This window comes from Streptomyces anatolicus (assembly GCF_019400875.1).
GTDB lineage: Bacteria > Actinomycetota > Actinomycetes > Streptomycetales > Streptomycetaceae > Streptomyces > Streptomyces anatolicus.
Genome location: NZ_WMBF01000104.1, coordinates 1 through 17,360, shown reverse-complemented (window position 1 = coordinate 17,360; position 17,360 = coordinate 1). Strand labels below are relative to the sequence as shown.

Here is a 17,360-nt window from a genome sequence, read left to right as displayed (position 1 = left end):
GCGGGAGGCGGGACGGGCACGGACGGGGACAAGGCGGCCGGTGTCCGCGCCGACCCCGCGGCGCGGCCCGAGCTGAAACGTTTCTACGGGCAGAAGCTGACCTGGCGCCCCTGCGGCGACCTGCGCTGCGCCCGCCTCACCGTGCCCCGCGACTACGCCCACCCCGGGAACGGCGAGACCTTCGTGCTGCCGGTGGCGAAGGCGGCCACGGCCGAACCGGCCGAGCGCATCGGCTCGCTCGTCTACAACCCCGGCGGCCCGGGCGTCTCCGGCGTGAGCGATCTCGCCTCGGACAACGGCGAGGTGTTCTCCGCCGAGCTGCGCGCCCGTTTCGACATCGTCTCCTTCGACCCCCGGGGCGTGGGCGGCAGCCGTCCCGCAGTGAAGTGCGCGGAGCCCGACGACGAGGGCGGACAGGACGACACTCCGGACCCCATCACCCCGAGGACCCGTGACGAGCGCGACCGGGCCCTCGCCGTGGCACACGCCGAGGCCGAGGCGTGCGTGAAGGGCAGCGGCGCCGTCCTGCGCCAGGTCGGCACCGAGGACGCGGCCCGCGACCTGGACGTCCTGCGGGCGGCCCTCGACGACCGGAAGCTGACCTACCTCGGCTGGTCGTACGGCACGAGCCTCGGCACCTCGTACGCCGAACAGTTCCCGCGCCGCGTCCGCGCGCTGGCGCTCGACGGTGCCGTCGACCCGTCCCTGGACTGGTCGGAGCGGGCCATCAGCCAGGGCAAGGGCTTCCGCCGAGCCGTCGCGGAGTACGCCGAGTCCTGCGCGGACATCGTGGGGGAGGGCTGCCCCGGTGCGACCCCGGAGGAGATATCGGGCCTGATCGAGGAGTTGTACGAGGAGGCGGCGCGCGAGCCGCTGCCGGTCAGCGACGAAACGGCGTACGAGGTCGACGCCCGGACCCTGCTCGATGTCGTGACCGCCGCGATGTACACCCCGGAGGACGACTGGGAACCCCTCTCCGAGGCGCTGACCGAGGCCGCCGACGGCGACGCCACGGGCCTCGCCGAGCTGGCGGAGGGCGACGAGGCGCCGGAGGGCACGGCCCGCCCGGAGGCCCGCCAGGGCGCACGCGACGCCGACAACACCGACAACCCCGACAACGAGGACGAGGCCCTTCTCGCCGTCAGCTGCCTCGACATCCCGCACCCGCGCGGCGCCCGCCCCTACTGGGACGCTCTCGCCGCCGCCGGAAAGACCGCGGGCCGCTACGGCACGTCGAGCGTCGTCGACGAACTGGTCTGCAAGGACTGGCCCGCCGGGGCCGAGCGCCCGCACCGCGTCCGCGCCGAGGGCGTCCCGCCGGTCCTTGTCGTGGGCACCACCGGCGACCCGGCGACGCCGTACGAGGAGGCCGACAGCCTCGCCGGCCAGTTCCCCGGCGGCATGCTGCTCACCTACGAGGGCGTGGGCCACACCGCGTACGGCCGTGGCGACGCCTGCGTCACGGACGCGGTGGACGACTACCTCATCGACCTCAGGCGGATCCGTCCCGACACCACGTGCTGAGGGAAGCGGCGCGGCGCGAGCGGCCGCGCCCCGGCCTCAGCACTCGATGATGTTCACCGCGAGCCCGCCCCGCGCGGTCTCCTTGTACTTGACGCTCATGTCCGCGCCCGTCTCCTTCATGGTCTTGATGACCTTGTCGAGGGAGACCTTGTGGGAGCCGTCGCCCCGCATCGCCATCTTCGCCGCGGTCACGGCCTTCACGGCCGCCATGCCGTTGCGCTCGATGCACGGGATCTGGACGAGCCCGCCGACCGGGTCGCAGGTCAGCCCGAGGTTGTGCTCCATGCCGATCTCGGCGGCGTTCTCCACCTGCTCGGGGGAGCAGCCGAGGACCTCGGCGAGCGCGCCGGCCGCCATCGAGCAGGCCGAGCCGACCTCGCCCTGGCAGCCGACCTCGGCGCCGGAGATGGAGGCGTTCTCCTTGAAGAGCATGCCGATCGCGCCCGCGGCGAGCAGGAAGCGGACCACGCCCTCCTCGTCGGCTCCGGGGACGAAGTTCATGTAGTAGTGCAGGACGGCCGGGATGATGCCCGCGGCGCCGTTCGTCGGGGCGGTCACCACGCGGCCGCCCGCCGCGTTTTCCTCGTTCACGGCCATGGCGTAGAGCGTGATCCACTCCATCGCGCGGGCCTGCGGGTCGCCCTCGGCGCGCAGCTGGCGGGCCGAGTTGGCGGCGCGGCGGCGGACCTTGAGGCCGCCCGGCAGGATGCCCTCGCGGGACATGCCGCGGGAGACGCACGCCTGCATGACGCGCCAGATGTCGAGAAGGCCCTCGCGGATCTCCTCCTCCGTGCGCCAGGCCTTCTCGTTCTCCAGCATCATCGCGGAGATGGAGAGGCCGGTCTCCTTGGCGAGCCGGAGCAGCTCGTCACCGGTGCGGAAGGGGTACTTCAACACCGTGTCGTCCGGCACGATCGGGCTCTCGCCCTGGACTGCGTCCTCGTCGACGACGAAGCCGCCGCCCACGGAGTAGTACGTCTTCTCCAGGACGAGGGCGCCCTCACGGTCGTACGCGAAGATCGTCATGCCGTTGGCGTGGTAGGGCAGGGCCTTGCGGCGGTGCAGGACCAGGTCCTCGTCGAAGTCGAAGGCGATCTCGTGCGCACCGAGCAGGTTCAGGCGGCCGCTGCTCCTGATCTCCTCGACACGGTCGTCGGCGCTCTCCACGTTCACCGTGCGCGGTGACTCGCCCTCCAGGCCGAGCAGGACGGCCTTCGGGGTGCCGTGGCCGTGGCCGGTCGCGCCGAGCGAGCCGTACAGCTCGGCCCGTATCGCGGTGGTGTGGGCCATAAGGCCCTCGTTCTTGAGGCGGCTCGCGAACATGCGAGCGGCGCGCATCGGGCCGACCGTGTGGGAGCTGGACGGGCCGATGCCGATCGAGAACAGGTCGAAGACCGAGATGGCCACGGAAAACTCCAATGGTGGTTGGTAGACGCCGTCGTCTGCCGGGATGGTGCAGAAAGCAGGGCGTGAGCCGGGCATGAGCCGGGGCACCGCACTCACTGTGTTCACTTCCAGTGTGCGCGGTGCCCCGAAGTTTCGTACGAGGGAAAGCGTACGAAATGGCTACAGGTTGGGGTACAGCGGGTGCTTGTCCGCCAGTGCCGAGACCCGTGCCTTGAGGGCGTCCGCGTCGAAGCCGGGCTTCAGGGCCTCGGCGATGATGTCGGCGACCTCGCGGAAGTCGTCCTCCTGGAAGCCGCGCGTGGCGAGCGCCGGGGTGCCGATCCGCAGGCCCGAGGTGACCATCGGGGGGCGCGGGTCGTTCGGGATCGCGTTGCGGTTGACCGTGATGCCGACCTCGTGGAGGCGGTCCTCGGCCTGCTGCCCGTCCAGCTCGCTGTTGCGCAGGTCCACCAGGACCAGGTGCACGTCGGTGCCGCCCGACAGGACGTCGACGCCGACGGCCTTGGCGTCGTCCTGGACCAGGCGCTCGGCCAGGATGCGGGCGCCGTCCAGGGTGCGCTGCTGGCGCTCCTTGAACTCCTCCGACGCCGCGACCTTGAAGGAGACCGCCTTGGCGGCGATCACGTGCTCAAGGGGGCCGCCCTGGAAGCCGGGGAAGACCGCGGAGTTCAGCTTCTTCGCGAAGTCCTTGTTGCGCGCCAGGATGATGCCGCCGCGCGGGCCGCCGAGCGTCTTGTGCGTGGTGGAGGTCACCACGTCCGCGTACGGCACCGGGTTCGGGTGCAGACCGGCGGCGACGAGCCCGGCGAAGTGCGCCATGTCGACCCACAGGTGCGCGCCGACCTCGTCGGCGATCCGGCGGAACTCGGCGAAGTCCAGCTGGCGCGGGTAGGCGGACCAGCCCGCGATGATCACCTTCGGGCTGTTCTCCTTGGCCAGGCGCTCGACCTCGGCCATGTCGACCAGACCGGCCTCGTCCACGTGGTACGGGACCACGTTGAACTGCTTGCCGGAGAAGTTCAGGCGCATGCCGTGGGTGAGGTGGCCGCCGTGCGCCAGGTCCAGGCCGAGGATCGTGTCGCCGGGCTTGGCGATGGCGAAGAGGGCGGCCTGGTTGGCGGAGGCGCCGGAGTGCGGCTGGACGTTGGCGTACTCGGCGCCGAACAGGTCCTTGACCCGGTCGATCGCGATCTGCTCGGTCACGTCCACGTGCTCGCAGCCGCCGTAGTAGCGGCGGCCGGGGTAGCCCTCGGCGTACTTGTTGGTGAGGACGGTGCCCTGGGCCTCCATGACGGCGACCGGAGCGAAGTTCTCCGAGGCGATCATTTCCAGGGTCGACTGCTGGCGGTGCAGCTCGGCGTCGACGGCGGCGGCGACGTCCGGGTCCAGCTCGTGGAGAGGGGTGTTCAGAAGCGACATCGGGGAGATCCTTAGCTGCCGGAGAACTCGGTGTACTCGTCCGCGGAGAGCAGGTCGCCCGGCTCGTCCGTGATCCGGACCTTGAAGAGCCAACCGCCCTCGAACGGCGCGGAGTTCACCAGCGAGGGGTCGTCCACGACGTCCTGGTTGGCCTCGACGACCTCGCCGGACACCGGGGAGTACAGGTCGCTGACCGACTTGGTCGACTCCAGCTCGCCGCAGGTCTCGCCCGCGGTCACCGTGTCACCGACCTCCGGAAGCTGCACGAAGACGACGTCACCGAGCGCGTTGGCCGCGTGCTCCGTGATGCCGACCGTCGAGACGCCTTCCTCGGCGGCCGACAGCCACTCGTGCTCCTTGCTGTAACGCAGCTGCTGGGGGTTGCTCATGACCTGAATTCTCCTGTACGCGGGTGGGTGCTGCGGAACGGGGAAGATGTGCGGGGGGTCACTTCTGGCGCTTGTAGAACGGCAGCGCCACGACCTCGTACGGCTCGTGGGTACCACGGATGTCCACGCCCACGCCGGGCGTGCCCGGGGCGGCGTGCTCCGCGTCGACGTACGCCATCGCGATCGGCTTGCCCAGCGTCGGGGACGGGGCGCCGGAGGTGACCTCGCCGATGACCTTGCCGTCCGCGACCACGGAGAAGCCCGCGCGCGGGACGCGGCGGCCCGAGGCGATCAGGCCGACGAGCTTGCGGGGCGGGGCGGACTCGGCGCGCTCGGCGGCGGCCGCGAGCGCGGCACGGCCCACGAAATCCTCCGACCGCGAGGTCTTCTCGAACTTCACGACCCGCCCGAGCCCCGCGTCGAACGGCGTAAGGCCGGCGGTCAGCTCGTGCCCGTACAGCGGCATGCCCGCCTCCAGGCGCAGCGTGTCACGGCAGGAGAGGCCCGCCGGGACCATGCCGACGGGCGTGCCCGCCTCCATCAGCGCGCCCCACAGCTTCTCCGCGTCACCGGGGGCGACGAACAGCTCGAAGCCGTCCTCGCCGGTGTAGCCCGTGCGGGCGATCAGCGCGGGGACGCCCGCGACGGTGCCGGGCAGGCCCGCGTAGTACTTCAGGCCGTCCAGGTCGGCGTCGGTGAGCGACTTCAGGATGGCGGGGGACTCGGGGCCCTGGACGGCGAGCAGCGCGTACGCGTCGCGGTCGTCGCGGACCTCGACGTCGAAGCCGTCGGCGCGGGCGGTCAGCGCGTCGAGCACCACCTGCGCGTTCGAGGCGTTGGCGACGACCATGTACTCGGGGGCCTCGGCCTCGCCCAGGCGGTAGACGATCAGGTCGTCCAGGATGCCGCCGTCCTCGGCGACGATCATCGTGTACCGGGCGCGGCCGACACCGACGGAGCCGATGTTGCCGACCAGCGAGAAGTTGAGGAAGTCCACGGCGTCGGGGCCGGTGACGGTGATCTCGCCCATGTGGGAGAGGTCGAAGAGGCCGGCCGTGGTGCGCACGGCGTTGTGCTCGTCGCGCTCGCTGCCGTACCGCAGCGGCATGTCCCAGCCCGCGAAATCGGTCATGGTCGCGCCGAGCGCTCGATGCACGGCATCGAGGGAGGTCAGACGGGGGGCAGTGCTCATGAAGGGAACTCCCAGGGCGTGACGGGCGAGGTCGATCCTCCCCATCTGTCATCGGAACCTGAGAGGTTCGCCGTGACCGGCTCGACCTGCGAGAGTCACGGCTTGCACCTTGGGTGGAGCCGACGGGTGTCGGCTCGCTTTTCAGATGTGCCTCGCCCGCGCGGTACGGGGCCTGAGAGATTCAAGGGAGGGACTTGCTCCTTCGGCGCCCCGGACCCGTAGGTGCTGGTCCGGGAACTCTCCCGCGCGGATTCAAACGGCCGGTATGGAGTTGGCGCGCACATCATTGCACGCGAGGTGGACGAGGGGGACTCATGGTCGAGTAATCCCCTTGTGCCGCATTACCTTCTCTTTACACTTGCCGGGGAAAGCAGTACGTGACCGCTATGGGGAGGCCGATCACGGTGCGCAGCAGGACGAGTGTCTACGCCACGACCACGGGGGTGGCGCTGCCCGGGCAGGCCGCCGCCCCGCTCCGGGAGGAGTGCGGCCGGCTCCCCGTCGCCGTCGTCCGGGACCTGCGGCACCGGGCCGGGCGCAGCCCCCACCGCCTCCACTTCCACGAGGGCGACCTGGTCGTCGTCTCCGGGCTGCCCGGCGGCGGGAAGTCGACGCTGATGCGGCAGGCCGTCACGGGCCCCCGCATCGACTCCCAGGACACCCGCGACCGCTGGGCCCGCCGTATGCCCCGGCTGCTGCCGTACGCGCTCTACCGCCCCCTGGTGCGCCTCGCGCACTACGCGAGCCTGCGCCGCGTCCTGCGCTCCGGCGTCGGCGTCGTCGTGCACGACTGCGGCACCCAGCCCTGGGTGCGCCGCTGGCTCGCCCGCGAGGCGGCCCGGCGCGGCAGGACGCTGCATCTGCTCCTGCTCGACGTCCCGGCCGACACCGCGTTGGCGGGCCAGCGCGAGCGCGGCCGGGGCGTGTCGCGGTACGCGTTCGCGCGCCACCGCAGAACCGTCGGGCGGCTGGTCGGCGCCGCCGAGCGCGGCCACCTGCCGCGCGGCTGCGGCTCGGCGGTGCTCCTGGACCGCGCGGCGGCGCAGGTGCTGCGGGGGATCGCCTTCGACCGCCGGGGGTAGCGCCTTCGACCGCCGAGGACGGCCGACGTTAGGGTTCAGCGGCAGACAGAGCGGGAGCGATCAGGGGTTGGGACAGATGGACTTTCCGGCGCAGGCACACGCCCATCCGTACGGCGGATGGCCGGGCAACGAACTGGAGGAGGTCCTCGCGGCCTCCCTCGGCGCCCCCGCGTCGGCGGGCGCCCGGATCGTGGAGGTTCTCGGCCGCAGCCGGATATGGATCCCGCTGCCGAACGGCGGCGGCCCCGAGAGCGGCACCCTCGACCTGCCCACCCTGGAGATCGACGGACAGGCGTACGTCCCCGTCTTCACCTCCGAGCAGCAGCTGCGCCAGGCCCTCGGCGAGGCCGCCGACCTGATGGGCCGCACGGCCGCGCCCGCGGTGGAGTTCGCGCGCGGCCTCCCCCCGCAGCTCGGCATCGCCCTGAACCCGGACGGCACCGTCGGTGTCCCCCTGCCGCCGCCCGCCGTCGCCGAGCTGTGCCGGGCCGGGCGGACCCCGCTGGACGGGCCCTCCACCGGCGGGCGCGTGCGCCTGTTCGAGCCGGACTGGCAGGAGGACCCCGTGGACTTCCTCGCCGCGGCGGGCAGGGAGTTCGAGACGACCGGCGTCGTGCTCACCGCGCGGCGCTGCCTGGCCGCCGTCGAGACCGACGACCCCACCCTCTTCGTCGGCGTCGAGCTGGCCGCCTGGGAAGGCGCCGCCCGCGACCTGCCCATGGAGGCCCTGGGCCGCGCCCTCGGCCAGGTGCCGGTGCCATGGCCGGTGAACCTCGTCCTGCTCGACGTGGCGCAGGACCCGGTCGGCGACTGGCTGCGCGCGAAGGTGCGGCCGTTCTACCAGCGCCAGGTCTGAGAGCGGTACGGCTCCCCGCGCGGCCCGAGGTGTCGTACGTCAAGTCCGTGCCAGGATCGCCGCTTAAGCTGGTTCCATGAACCGGCCGGGGCACATCCGTGCCGGGCGACGGGGTTCCCGGGGACCCGGGTGCGAAGCGAAGGAGCGGTTACGGGTGAGTGCGTCGGGCACGGCCGCGGCCGGACAGGTGGAGCAGACGCTGCGCCAGGTGACGCCGGGGCGTTACGACGCGTACGAGGCACTGCTGCGCGCCCTCGCCGCCGACCAGGTGTGGATGCTGCTCTGGCACGGCCAGGCCGGCTCCCCCGACGCCCAGTACGGGAACATGGAGGTCGACGGCCTCGGCTACGCGCCCTGCGTGACCTCCGCCCAGGAGCTGTCCGCCAGCGGCTGGAACCGCAGCTATGAGGTGGTGCGCGGCGTCGACGTCGCCCGCACCCTCTACCCCGACCACTACGGCCTGTGGCTCAACCCGCACGCCCCCGGCGGCGGCGTCGGCATCCCCTGGCTCGACCTGCGCCGCATCGCCACCGGCCTCGACCTGCTGCCCGCCGGACCCCTCAGGCTCACCGAGCCGAGCATCGAGATCCCCCAGTTCTACGCCCTGCTGACGCAGAACGCGCACCGCACGCCCGTGGTGCGCTCCCTGCGCCGCGCCTGGGTGCAGCCCGTCCTCGGCGCGCCCTATCTGGCCATCGGCCTCGACGTCTACGACACCTCGCCGCCGTCGGTCGACGCGGTGCGGGCGATGATGCAGCAGTCCATCGCGGCCGTCCCGGAGGGGCTGCCCGTCTCGACCGTCGCGATGTCCGACGATTACGACCCGGTCGCCATGTGGCTGCGCGCCAACGCCCGCCCGTTCTACGACCGCGAGCCCCAGGCGGCCCCCGCCCCGGCGGGCGGATACGGCTACCCCGCGCAGTACTGAGCGTTGCGCGGCGCCACCGGGCGGTACTGAACAGCGCGAACGGACGCGATGTCCGTTCTGATGTGGGTGGGGCCCTATAGGCCCCCGTGAAGCCTTGCACCCCAACTGCCCCGTGTTCGACCCTCGTTCACCCGTGTCCGCATAACGGAACACCTCGATCAGCATCACGGTTGCGCATCCATTCCCCGTCAAGTCTGGTAACAGATCGCGACGTGGATGAAGACTCCCGCTCCAGGGGCCTTCGTCCCCTGTGTACGACGGACTGATCACGTCGCTACAGCGGCAAGTGCGGGCCGGTCACCACCGGTTGAGAGGGGTCCCTGCCACGATGACGGCACCATTGCATGACACACCTGCGGACGCGGACCCGACCGAGGACGTCGCCCCCGCAGCTGATGCAGGGGTGAAGAAGGTCGAGGGCCGGTCCCTCAAGCAGATCGCCTGGAACCGGCTGAAGCAGGACAAGGTCGCCCTCGGCGGCGCCTTCGTCGTGCTGTTCCTCATTCTGGTCGCCGTCTTCGCGCCCCTGATCGTGAGTCTGCTGGGCCACCCGCCCAACGACTTCCACCAGGAAGAGCTGGACGAGCTGACCAACCTCCCCAAGGGCGCGCTCGGCGGTGTCAGCAGCGACTTCCTCTTCGGCGTCGAGCCCAACAAGGGCCGCGACATCTTCAGCCGGATCGTCTACGGAGCACGCATCTCACTGCTCGTGGCGTTCCTCGCCGCCATGGTCGCCGTCGCCCTCGGCACGCTCTTCGGCATCATCGCGGGCTACTTCGGCGGCTGGGTCGACGCGCTGATCAGCCGTGTGATGGACGTACTGCTCTCGTTCCCGCAGCTGCTCTTCATCATCTCCCTGGTCTCGGTCCTGCCGGACGACCTGCTCGGCCTCACCGGCAGCGGCGTACGCGTCGGCATCCTCGTCCTGGTGATCGGATTCTTCGGCTGGCCCTACGTCGGCCGGATCGTCCGCGGCCAGACGCTCTCGCTGCGTGAGCGCGAGTACGTCGAGGCGGCCCGCAGCCTCGGCGGCGGCCGGCGCCACATCCTCTTCCGCGAGCTGCTGCCCAACCTGGTCGCCCCCATCACCGTCTACGCCACGCTGATGATCCCGACCAACATCCTCACGGAGGCGGCGCTGAGCTTCCTCGGCGCCGGTGTGAAGCCGCCGACGGCCTCCTGGGGAGGCATGCTGCGCGACGCGCTCGAGACGTACGAGCACGACCCGATGTTCATGGTCTTCCCCGGCGTGACGATCTTCATCACCGTCCTTGCCTTCAACCTCTTCGGCGACGGGCTGCGTGACGCGCTCGACCCGAAGGGGACGCGCTAGAAGTCCCCAACCGGCTTGCCCCTGCCGCATGTCAGGTGGCTCCACCCATGGTTCTCCGGCAGCTCAAGGCCAGGGACCGCGAATCTCGGAGGTTACGAGAAAATGCCCACAGTTTCCTCGAAACGACGGCTCACCAGCGGTGCGGCCCTCGTCGTCGCGGCACTGGTGACCACCACGGCGTGCGGCGGCGGTGACGGTGGTGACGGTGACTCGAAGGGTGCCGGCTACAACGCGGCGCTGAACAAGGTCGCCAACCCCTCGAAGAAGAAGGGGGGCACGCTGAAGATGGTCGGCAAGCAGGACCTCGACTCCGCCGACCCCCAGCGCTCGTACTACGGCATGACGTGGGACTTCATGCGCTTCTACACCCGCCAGCTGGTGACCTACGACACCAAGCCGGGCAAGGCGGGCACGAAGCTGGTCCCCGACCTCGCCACGTCCACCGCGAAGATCTCGGACGACGGCAAGACCTACACGTACAAGCTGCGTGACGGCCTTACCTGGGAGGACGGCTCCGCGCTGACCTCCAAGGACATCAAGTACGGCATCCAGCGCTCCTGGGCGACGGACACCATCACCGGCGGTCCGGGCTACATCAGGCAGGCGCTCGACCCGGACTCCAAGTACAAGGGCCCGTACAAGGACAAGGGCGGTCTGAAGGCGATCGAGACGCCCGACGACAAGACCATCATCTTCAAACTGCCCAAGCGCAACGGTGACTTCGAGCAGTTCCTCGCCATGCCGACCGGTTCGCCGGTGAAGCAGGCCAAGGACACCAAGGCGAAGTACACCGCGCGGCCGTTCTCCTCGGGCCCGTACAAGTTCCAGACGTACAAGTCCGGCAAGAAGATCGTGCTCGTCCGCAACGACAAGTGGAAGAAGTCCTCGGACCCGATCCGCGCGGCGCTGCCCGACAAGATCGACGTGACGTTCTCCGCCAACCTGGAGGAGAACGACAAGAGGCTGATGGCGGGCGACTACGACGTCGACATCAACGGCACGGGCATGACCCAGTCCGGCCGCGTCACCGCCGTCTCCAAGCACCGCGACAGCGTCGACAACATGCACACGGCCTTCGTGCGCTACGTCGCCCTGATCCACACGGCGAAGCCCTTCGACAACGTGCACTGCCGCAAGGCGGTCTTCTACGGCACGGACTTCGAGGGCCTCCAGCGGACCCGCGGCGGCAAGGTCGCGGCCGGTGAGATCGCCAACAGCACGTTCCCCAAGGCGATTCCGGGCCACAGCGACTACGACCCGTACGGCGTGCTGAAGCGCAAGGGCAAGCCGGACGTCGCCAAGGCCAAGGAAGAGCTGAAGAAGTGCGGCAAGCCGGACGGCTTCAAGGCCAAGCTGACCGCCCGCAACAACAACCCGGGTGAGGTCGACGCCGCCGAGGCGCTCCAGGCGCAGCTGCTGAAGGTCGGCATCGACGTCAGCGTCGAGTCCCTGGACGGCGCCGACTCCGCTGCCATCACCGGCTCGCCGTCCGTGGTGAAGAAGCGCGGCTACAGCATGCAGATGAGCGGCTGGGGCCCGGACTTCCCCTCCGGCCAGGGTTACGCGCAGCCGCTGTTCGACAGCCGTTTCCTGATCCAGAACGGCAACTACAACGAGTCGCAGATCAAGGACAAGAAGGTCGACGCGCTCTTCGACAAGGCGATCGCCGAGACCGACCCGGCCAAGGCTGGTGAGATCTACAAGCAGCTCGACAAGCGGATCCTCGACAACGCCGACTGGATGCCCTTCCTCTACGAGAAGAACATCACCTGGCGCGGACCGCGACTGACCAACGCCTACATGAACGACGGCTACAACGGCCGTTACGACTACGTCTCGCTCGGCGTCGTCAAGTAACTCCCTTCAGGGACGCAGTAGTTGTCCGTTCCGCCGCCGAATCCCGCCAGTCCGAAGGGCAGGTGATGGCCCCGGGCGGTGGCCGGGACCCCTCACGAGGGGGTGCCGGCCACCGCCGGGCCGCGCACAGTGCTTGCATATCTCATCCGGCGCCTGATCGCCGTCATCATCATGGTGCTGGTCGTACTGCTCGCGACCTTCACCGTCTTCTTCATGCTGCCCAGGTGGGCGGGACAGGACATCGCGGTCCTCTTCGCCGGCAAGGCATCGGGTGCCGAGCAGCTCGAGGGCATCCGCATCAAGCTGGGTCTCGACGACCCGCTGCTCGTCCAGTTCTGGGACTTCATCAAGGGCATCCCGCTGGGCCGTGACTACGTCAACGGAAGCGACGTCACGCGCTGCCCGGCCCCCTGCTTCGGCTACTCGTTCCGTACCGAGGCGCCGGTCTGGGACACCCTCAAGGACGCGCTGCCCGTCACCGGCGCGCTCGCCGCCGGGGCCTGCGTGCTGTGGCTCGCCGGTGGTGTCATCACCGGCGTCATCTCCGCGCTGCGCCGGGGCACCATCTGGGACCGCGCCGCCATGACCACCGCGCTCGCCGGTGTCTCGCTGCCCGTCTTCTTCACCGGCATGATCGCGATGGGCGTCTTCGTCCACCAGCTCGGCTGGGTGAAGATCGCCGACAGCCTCAGCACCGAGGACTCGATCGACGTCTGGTTCCAGACGCTGATCCTGCCGTGGATCGTGCTCGCGTTCCTCAACGCCGCCATGTACGCCCGCCTCACGCGCGCCACGATGCTGGAGGTCCTCGGCGAGGACTACATCCGCACCGCGCGCGCCAAGGGCCTCGGCGAGGGCGTCGTCATCCGCAAGCACGCCCTGCGCTCCGCGATGACGCCGATCCTCACCGTCTTCGGACTCGACCTCGGCGTCCTGATGGGCGGTGCGGTGCTCACCGAGTCCACGTTCAACCTGCCGGGGCTCGGCCTCGAAGCGGTCAAGGCCATCAGCAGCAAGGACCTGCCCGTCATTCTCGGCGTCACCCTCTGCGCGGCGCTCGCGATCGCCGTCGCCAACCTCGTCGTCGACCTTCTGTACGCCGTCATCGACCCGCGAGTGAGGCTGGGATGACCGAACTGTCCAAGAGCGGGGCCGCGGTGGGCGAGCCCGTCGCCGCCTCTTCCGCTCCCTCCGCCTTCCTGGAGGTGCGCGACCTCAAGGTGCACTTCCCGACCGACGACGGCCTGGTCAAGTCCGTCGACGGGCTCAGCTTCCAGCTGGAGAAGGGCAAGACCCTCGGCATCGTGGGCGAGTCGGGCTCCGGCAAGTCGGTCACCTCGCTCGGCATCCTCGGCCTGCACACCGCCGGTCAGTACGGCCGCCGCAGGGCGCGGATCTCCGGCGAGATCTGGCTCAACGGCCAGGAGCTGCTGAGCGCCGACCCGAACGAGGTGCGCAAGCTGCGCGGCCGCGAGATGGCGATGATCTTCCAGGATCCGCTCTCCGCGCTGCACCCGTACTACTCCATCGGCAAGCAGATCACCGAGGCGTACCGGGTCCACAACAACGTCGACAAGAAGACCGCCCGCAAGCGCGCGGTCGAGATGCTCGACCGGGTCGGGATCCCCCAGCCGGACAAGCGCGTCGACTCCTACCCGCACGAGTTCTCCGGCGGCATGCGCCAGCGCGCGATGATCGCCATGGCGCTGGTCAACAACCCCGAGCTGCTCATCGCGGACGAGCCGACCACCGCCCTGGACGTCACCGTCCAGGCGCAGATCCTCGACCTCATCCGGGATCTGCAGAAGGAGTTCGGCTCCGCCGTCATCATGATCACGCACGACCTGGGCGTGGTCGCCGAGATGGCCGACGAACTCCTGGTCATGTACGGCGGCCGGTGCGTCGAGCGCGGCACCGCCGAGAAGGTCTTCTACGAGCCCCAGCACCCCTACACCTGGGGCCTGCTCGGCTCGATGCCCCGCATCGACCGCGAGGAGACCGAACGGCTCATCCCGGTCAAGGGCTCCCCGCCCAGCCTGATCAACCTGCCGAGCGGCTGCGCCTTCAACCCGCGCTGCCCCTACGCGGACATCCCCAAGGATCAGATCACCCGCACCGAGCGCCCCGAACTGCGCGAGGTGGGCGCCGGGCACTACTCCGCCTGCCACATGGCGCAGGACGAGCGCACCCGGATCTGGACCGAAGAGATTGCGCCGAAGCTGTGAACGACGAAGCCAAGGATCCGAAAGACACGGCGGAGGGCCGGAAGATGACGAGCCCGGCCCAGACGAAGAGTGCACCCGAGCCGTTGCTCAAGGTCGACGGCCTGGTCAAGCACTTCCCCATCAAGAAGGGGCTGCTCCAGCGCCAGGTCGCGGCGGTTCAGGCGGTCGACGGGCTCACCTTCGATGTACGCCCCGGTGAGACGCTCGGCGTGGTCGGCGAGTCCGGCTGCGGCAAGTCGACGATGGGCCGGCTGATCACCCGGCTGCTCGAACCCTCCAGCGGGCGCGTCGAGTTCGAGGGTACGGACATCACGCATCTGAACACCGCGCGGATGCGTCCGCTCCGCCGCGACGTCCAGATGATCTTCCAGGACCCGTACTCGTCGCTGAACCCCCGGCACACCATCGGCACGATCGTCGGCGCGCCCTTCAAGCTCCAGGGCGTCAAGCCCGAGGGCGGCGTGAAGAAGACCGTGCAGGAGATGCTGGAGCGCGTCGGGCTCAGCCCCGAGCACTACAACCGCTATCCGCACGAGTTCTCCGGCGGCCAGCGCCAGCGCATCGGCATCGCGCGCGCCCTGGCCCTGCGGCCCAAGCTGGTGGTGGCCGACGAGCCGGTCTCGGCCCTCGACGTCTCCATCCAGGCCCAGGTGGTCAACCTCCTGGACGACCTCCAGGACGAGCTGGGCCTCACGTACGTGATCATCGCGCACGACCTGTCGGTCATCCGGCACGTCTCGGACCGCATCGCGGTGATGTACCTCGGCAAGATCGTGGAGCTGGCGGACCGCAAGGACCTCTACTCCACGCCGATGCACCCGTACACCAAGGCGCTGCTCTCCGCCGTGCCGGTGCCCGACCCCAAGCGGCGCGGCATCAAGAGCGAGCGGATCCTGCTGCGGGGCGATGTCCCCTCGCCGATCGATCCGCCGAGCGGCTGCCGGTTCCACACGCGGTGCTGGAAGGCGACGGAGGTCTGCGCGACGAAGGAGCCGCCGCTGATTCCGCTCGCCACGGGGCACCAGGTGGCGTGCCACCACCCGGAGAACGCCGAGGACCAGGCGCCCGAGGACACCAAGCTGCTGTCGGCCGCCAGGGAGGCGATCGACGTGGTGACGGTGGTCGCCAAGGCGGAGGAGTCGGCTGGGCCCGCGGCGACGGCGGGGAAGTCCTCAGACACGCAGACGTCAGCCAAGCAGACGTCGGACAGGCAGGACCCGCTCGCGAAGTAGCGTGACCGGCCGGCGGGAGGGCGCGGGAACACCGCGCCCTCCCGCCGGCACGTCCGCCTCAGGCGCCCCCGCCGGACCCGGCGACGACACGCCAGCTCCCCACCTCCCGGTACGCGGAGTCATGGACGCTCTCCCCGTCGCCGGGCGTCAGCGCGTAGTGGCGGAGGTTGCCGCCCCAGTACCGCAGGATGCGGCCCAGCTCCTCGGCGGCCTTGCCCTCGAACGCGGTCTCGCCCATGTCGACCTCCAGCAGGAACTTCACGTCTGCGGCCCTCCCTGGTGTTCCACTCGTCTCCGCTGCCCTGACCGCTTCAACTGTGTCACTGAAATTCGCTGTGAGACTTTGGCGAGGGAAGCAGCACAAACCCCTGCTCAACGCCCGCAAACCCTCAATCGGAGGCGAGGGCGGGGAAGAGCCCACCCCGCCCCCGGGTAACAATGGCGCGTGCTCCAGGATCTGTTCACGCCCTCCGTCCAGCACGCGCTCGACATCGTGGGGATCTTCGTCTTCGCGATCTCCGGTGCGCTGCTCGCCGTGCGCAAGAACTTCGACGTCTTCGGCATCGCCGTACTCGCCGAGGTCACCGCGCTGGGCGGCGGACTCTTCCGCGACCTGGTCATCGGGGCGGTGCCGCCCGCCGCCTTCACCGACCTCGGCTACTTCATCACCCCGCTCTTCGCCGCCGCGCTCGTCTTCTTCCTCCACCCGGAGGTCGAGCGCACCCAGCTCGCGGTGAACGTCTTCGACGCGGCGGGTCTCGGCCTCTTCTGCGTGGCGGGCACGACCAAGGCGTACGACTACGGCCTCGGCCTCACCGCGTCCGCCGCCCTCGGCCTGATGACCGCGGTGGGCGGCGGTGTGCTGCGCGACATCGTCGCCAACGAAGTGCCCTCGCTGGTCCGCTGGGACCGCGATCTGTACGCCGTGCCCGCCATCGTGGGCGCCACGATGGTCGCCCTGTGCATCCGCTACGACCAGCTGACGGCCTTCACCAGCGCCCTCGCCGTCGTCACGACGTTCGTCCTGCGCCTGCTCGCGCTGCACTACCACTGGCGGGCGCCACGCGCCTGGAACCGCCGCTCGACGGCGATGGAGGCCGAGGTCCAGGAGACGCCGTAGCGGGCCCGCCGACGCACGGAACCACTCCGCCGACCGAAAGCTACCGCTCAGTAATTACATGTTGTACGTTGCTGCCATGGCAACGGCAGCATCCCTTCCGGTAACGGCGCCCGCGAGCATCGGCGACAGCGAGTTCGACCGCGACACCGCGGTCACCCGGCGCGAGCCCGGCGTCTACGACACCGAACTCTCGGCCGGCTGGACGATCATCAGCGCGGTCAACGGCGGCTACCTCCTGGCCGTCATCGGCCGCGCCCTCGCCGACGCCCTGCCGCACGCCGACCCGTTCACCATCTCCGCGCACTACCTCACCGCGTCGAGCCCGGGGCCCGCCGTGATCCGCACGGACGTGGTGCGCGGCGGCCGTTCCCTCTCCACCGGACAGGCCTCCCTCTTCCAGTACGACGAGGAGGGCCGCGAGATCGAGCGGATCCGCGTGCTCGCCTCGTACGGAGATCTCGACGCGCTCCCCGACGACGTCCGCACGACCGCTCAGCCGCCCGCGATCCCTCCGCTCGACCAGTGCTTCGGCGCCCAGGACGCTCCCGACCACCGCCCGGTGCCCGGCAGTTCCGCCATCGCCGACCGCCTCTTCCTCAAGCTCGACCCCGCCACGCTCGGCTGGGCGCTCGGGCAGCCCTCGGGCAAGGGCGAGATGCGCGCCTGGTTCGGCCTCGCGGACGGCCGCGACGCCGACCCGCTGTCGCTGCTGCTCGCGGTGGACGCGCTGCCGCCGACCGCGTTCGAGATGGGCCTGACCGGGTGGGTGCCCACCGTGGAGCTGACGGTGCACGTC

General features: G+C 70.2%; 16 protein-coding genes and 2 riboswitches. Of the genes, 11 read left to right on the top strand and 5 right to left on the bottom strand.

Going from position 1 to position 17,360, the window contains the following annotated elements:
• Nucleotides 1-1,524, top strand: a 1,524-nt coding sequence (locus GKQ77_RS12740; RefSeq protein ID WP_219688831.1) for an alpha/beta hydrolase, incomplete at its 5' end; no start/stop codon positions are given.
• A 36-nt stretch (nucleotides 1,525-1,560) separates the two neighbouring features.
• Here GKQ77_RS12740 and GKQ77_RS12735 read toward each other — a convergent pair.
• The 4 genes from GKQ77_RS12735 to gcvT all read right to left on the bottom strand — a co-directional run bounded on the left by GKQ77_RS12735 (nucleotide 1,561) and on the right by gcvT (nucleotide 5,931).
• Entirely contained in the window at nucleotides 1,561-2,931 is a 1,371-nt protein-coding gene (locus tag GKQ77_RS12735) for an L-serine ammonia-lyase (protein WP_219688830.1), read from the bottom strand.
• 159 nt (nucleotides 2,932-3,090) lie between these two features.
• Nucleotides 3,091-4,350: a serine hydroxymethyltransferase gene (gene glyA / locus GKQ77_RS12730; RefSeq protein WP_219688829.1), complete on the bottom strand. Its 1,260-nt coding sequence runs from the start codon at nucleotides 4,348-4,350 to the stop codon at nucleotides 3,091-3,093.
• Nucleotides 4,351-4,361: 11 nt separating this feature from the next.
• A complete protein-coding gene (gcvH, locus tag GKQ77_RS12725) occupies nucleotides 4,362-4,739 on the bottom strand; it encodes a glycine cleavage system protein GcvH (protein ID WP_219688828.1) in 378 nt (125 codons plus the stop codon).
• Nucleotides 4,740-4,797: 58 nt separating this feature from the next.
• On the bottom strand, nucleotides 4,798-5,931 hold the full coding sequence (gene gcvT, locus GKQ77_RS12720; RefSeq protein ID WP_219688827.1) for a glycine cleavage system aminomethyltransferase GcvT: 1,134 nt from the start codon (nucleotides 5,929-5,931) through the stop codon (nucleotides 4,798-4,800).
• Nucleotides 5,932-5,966: 35 nt separating this feature from the next.
• Nucleotides 5,967-6,082: riboswitch (glycine riboswitch) on the bottom strand.
• A riboswitch (glycine riboswitch) is annotated at nucleotides 6,083-6,186 on the bottom strand.
• Between the two features lie 131 nt (nucleotides 6,187-6,317).
• Here gcvT and GKQ77_RS12715 point away from each other — a divergent pair.
• From GKQ77_RS12715 to GKQ77_RS12680, 8 genes are all read left to right on the top strand, one after another.
• Nucleotides 6,318-7,013, top strand: a complete 696-nt coding sequence (locus GKQ77_RS12715) for an AAA family ATPase (protein WP_219688832.1) — start codon at nucleotides 6,318-6,320, stop codon at nucleotides 7,011-7,013.
• A 76-nt stretch (nucleotides 7,014-7,089) separates the two neighbouring features.
• Nucleotides 7,090-7,869 carry an enhanced serine sensitivity protein SseB gene (locus GKQ77_RS12710; RefSeq protein WP_219688826.1) on the top strand — a complete coding sequence of 260 codons (780 nt, stop codon included), beginning with the start codon at nucleotides 7,090-7,092 and terminating at the stop codon, nucleotides 7,867-7,869.
• A gap of 154 nt (nucleotides 7,870-8,023) precedes the next feature.
• A complete protein-coding gene (locus tag GKQ77_RS12705) occupies nucleotides 8,024-8,797 on the top strand; it encodes an enhanced serine sensitivity protein SseB C-terminal domain-containing protein (protein WP_219688825.1) in 774 nt (257 codons plus the stop codon).
• 328 nt (nucleotides 8,798-9,125) lie between these two features.
• The gene (locus GKQ77_RS12700) at nucleotides 9,126-10,130 is read left to right on the top strand and encodes an ABC transporter permease (protein WP_219688824.1); all 1,005 of its coding nucleotides are present in this window, start codon (nucleotides 9,126-9,128) and stop codon (nucleotides 10,128-10,130) included.
• A 102-nt stretch (nucleotides 10,131-10,232) separates the two neighbouring features.
• Nucleotides 10,233-11,987: an ABC transporter substrate-binding protein gene (locus tag GKQ77_RS12695; protein WP_219688823.1), complete on the top strand. Its 1,755-nt coding sequence runs from the start codon at nucleotides 10,233-10,235 to the stop codon at nucleotides 11,985-11,987.
• A gap of 129 nt (nucleotides 11,988-12,116) precedes the next feature.
• The gene (locus GKQ77_RS12690) at nucleotides 12,117-13,118 is read left to right on the top strand and encodes an ABC transporter permease (protein WP_219688822.1); all 1,002 of its coding nucleotides are present in this window, start codon (nucleotides 12,117-12,119) and stop codon (nucleotides 13,116-13,118) included.
• Nucleotides 13,115-14,212 carry an ABC transporter ATP-binding protein gene (locus tag GKQ77_RS12685; RefSeq protein WP_219688821.1) on the top strand — a complete coding sequence of 366 codons (1,098 nt, stop codon included), beginning with the start codon at nucleotides 13,115-13,117 and terminating at the stop codon, nucleotides 14,210-14,212. The genes GKQ77_RS12690 and GKQ77_RS12685 overlap by 4 nt, the downstream gene beginning before the upstream one ends.
• A gap of 44 nt (nucleotides 14,213-14,256) precedes the next feature.
• Nucleotides 14,257-15,444, top strand: coding sequence for an ABC transporter ATP-binding protein (locus GKQ77_RS12680; protein WP_219688820.1), 1,188 nt, complete (start codon nucleotides 14,257-14,259; stop codon nucleotides 15,442-15,444).
• Between the two features lie 58 nt (nucleotides 15,445-15,502).
• On the opposite strand, the gene GKQ77_RS12675 is transcribed toward GKQ77_RS12680, so the two are convergent.
• Nucleotides 15,503-15,706: a hypothetical protein gene (locus tag GKQ77_RS12675; RefSeq protein ID WP_219688819.1), complete on the bottom strand. Its 204-nt coding sequence runs from the start codon at nucleotides 15,704-15,706 to the stop codon at nucleotides 15,503-15,505.
• A gap of 183 nt (nucleotides 15,707-15,889) precedes the next feature.
• Between GKQ77_RS12675 and GKQ77_RS12670 the strand changes: the two genes are divergently transcribed.
• Nucleotides 15,890-16,564, top strand: a complete 675-nt coding sequence (locus GKQ77_RS12670) for a trimeric intracellular cation channel family protein (protein WP_219688818.1) — start codon at nucleotides 15,890-15,892, stop codon at nucleotides 16,562-16,564.
• 76 nt (nucleotides 16,565-16,640) lie between these two features.
• On the top strand, nucleotides 16,641-17,360 hold a 720-nt coding region (locus GKQ77_RS12665; RefSeq protein WP_219688817.1), incomplete at its 3' end, for a thioesterase family protein.

Coding starts and splice junctions, on each gene's coding strand:
- gcvH (WP_219688828.1), bottom strand. CDS start 4,739: ATGAGCAACCCCCAGCAGCTGCGTTACAGCAAGGAGCACGAGTGGCTG.
- GKQ77_RS12700 (WP_219688824.1), top strand. CDS start 9,126: ATGACGGCACCATTGCATGACACACCTGCGGACGCGGACCCGACCGAG.
- gcvT (WP_219688827.1), bottom strand. CDS start 5,931: ATGAGCACTGCCCCCCGTCTGACCTCCCTCGATGCCGTGCATCGAGCG.
- GKQ77_RS12680 (WP_219688820.1), top strand. CDS start 14,257: ATGACGAGCCCGGCCCAGACGAAGAGTGCACCCGAGCCGTTGCTCAAG.
- glyA (WP_219688829.1), bottom strand. CDS start 4,350: ATGTCGCTTCTGAACACCCCTCTCCACGAGCTGGACCCGGACGTCGCC.
- GKQ77_RS12695 (WP_219688823.1), top strand. CDS start 10,233: ATGCCCACAGTTTCCTCGAAACGACGGCTCACCAGCGGTGCGGCCCTC.
- GKQ77_RS12715 (WP_219688832.1), top strand. CDS start 6,318: ATGGGGAGGCCGATCACGGTGCGCAGCAGGACGAGTGTCTACGCCACG.
- GKQ77_RS12710 (WP_219688826.1), top strand. CDS start 7,090: ATGGACTTTCCGGCGCAGGCACACGCCCATCCGTACGGCGGATGGCCG.
- GKQ77_RS12685 (WP_219688821.1), top strand. CDS start 13,115: ATGACCGAACTGTCCAAGAGCGGGGCCGCGGTGGGCGAGCCCGTCGCC.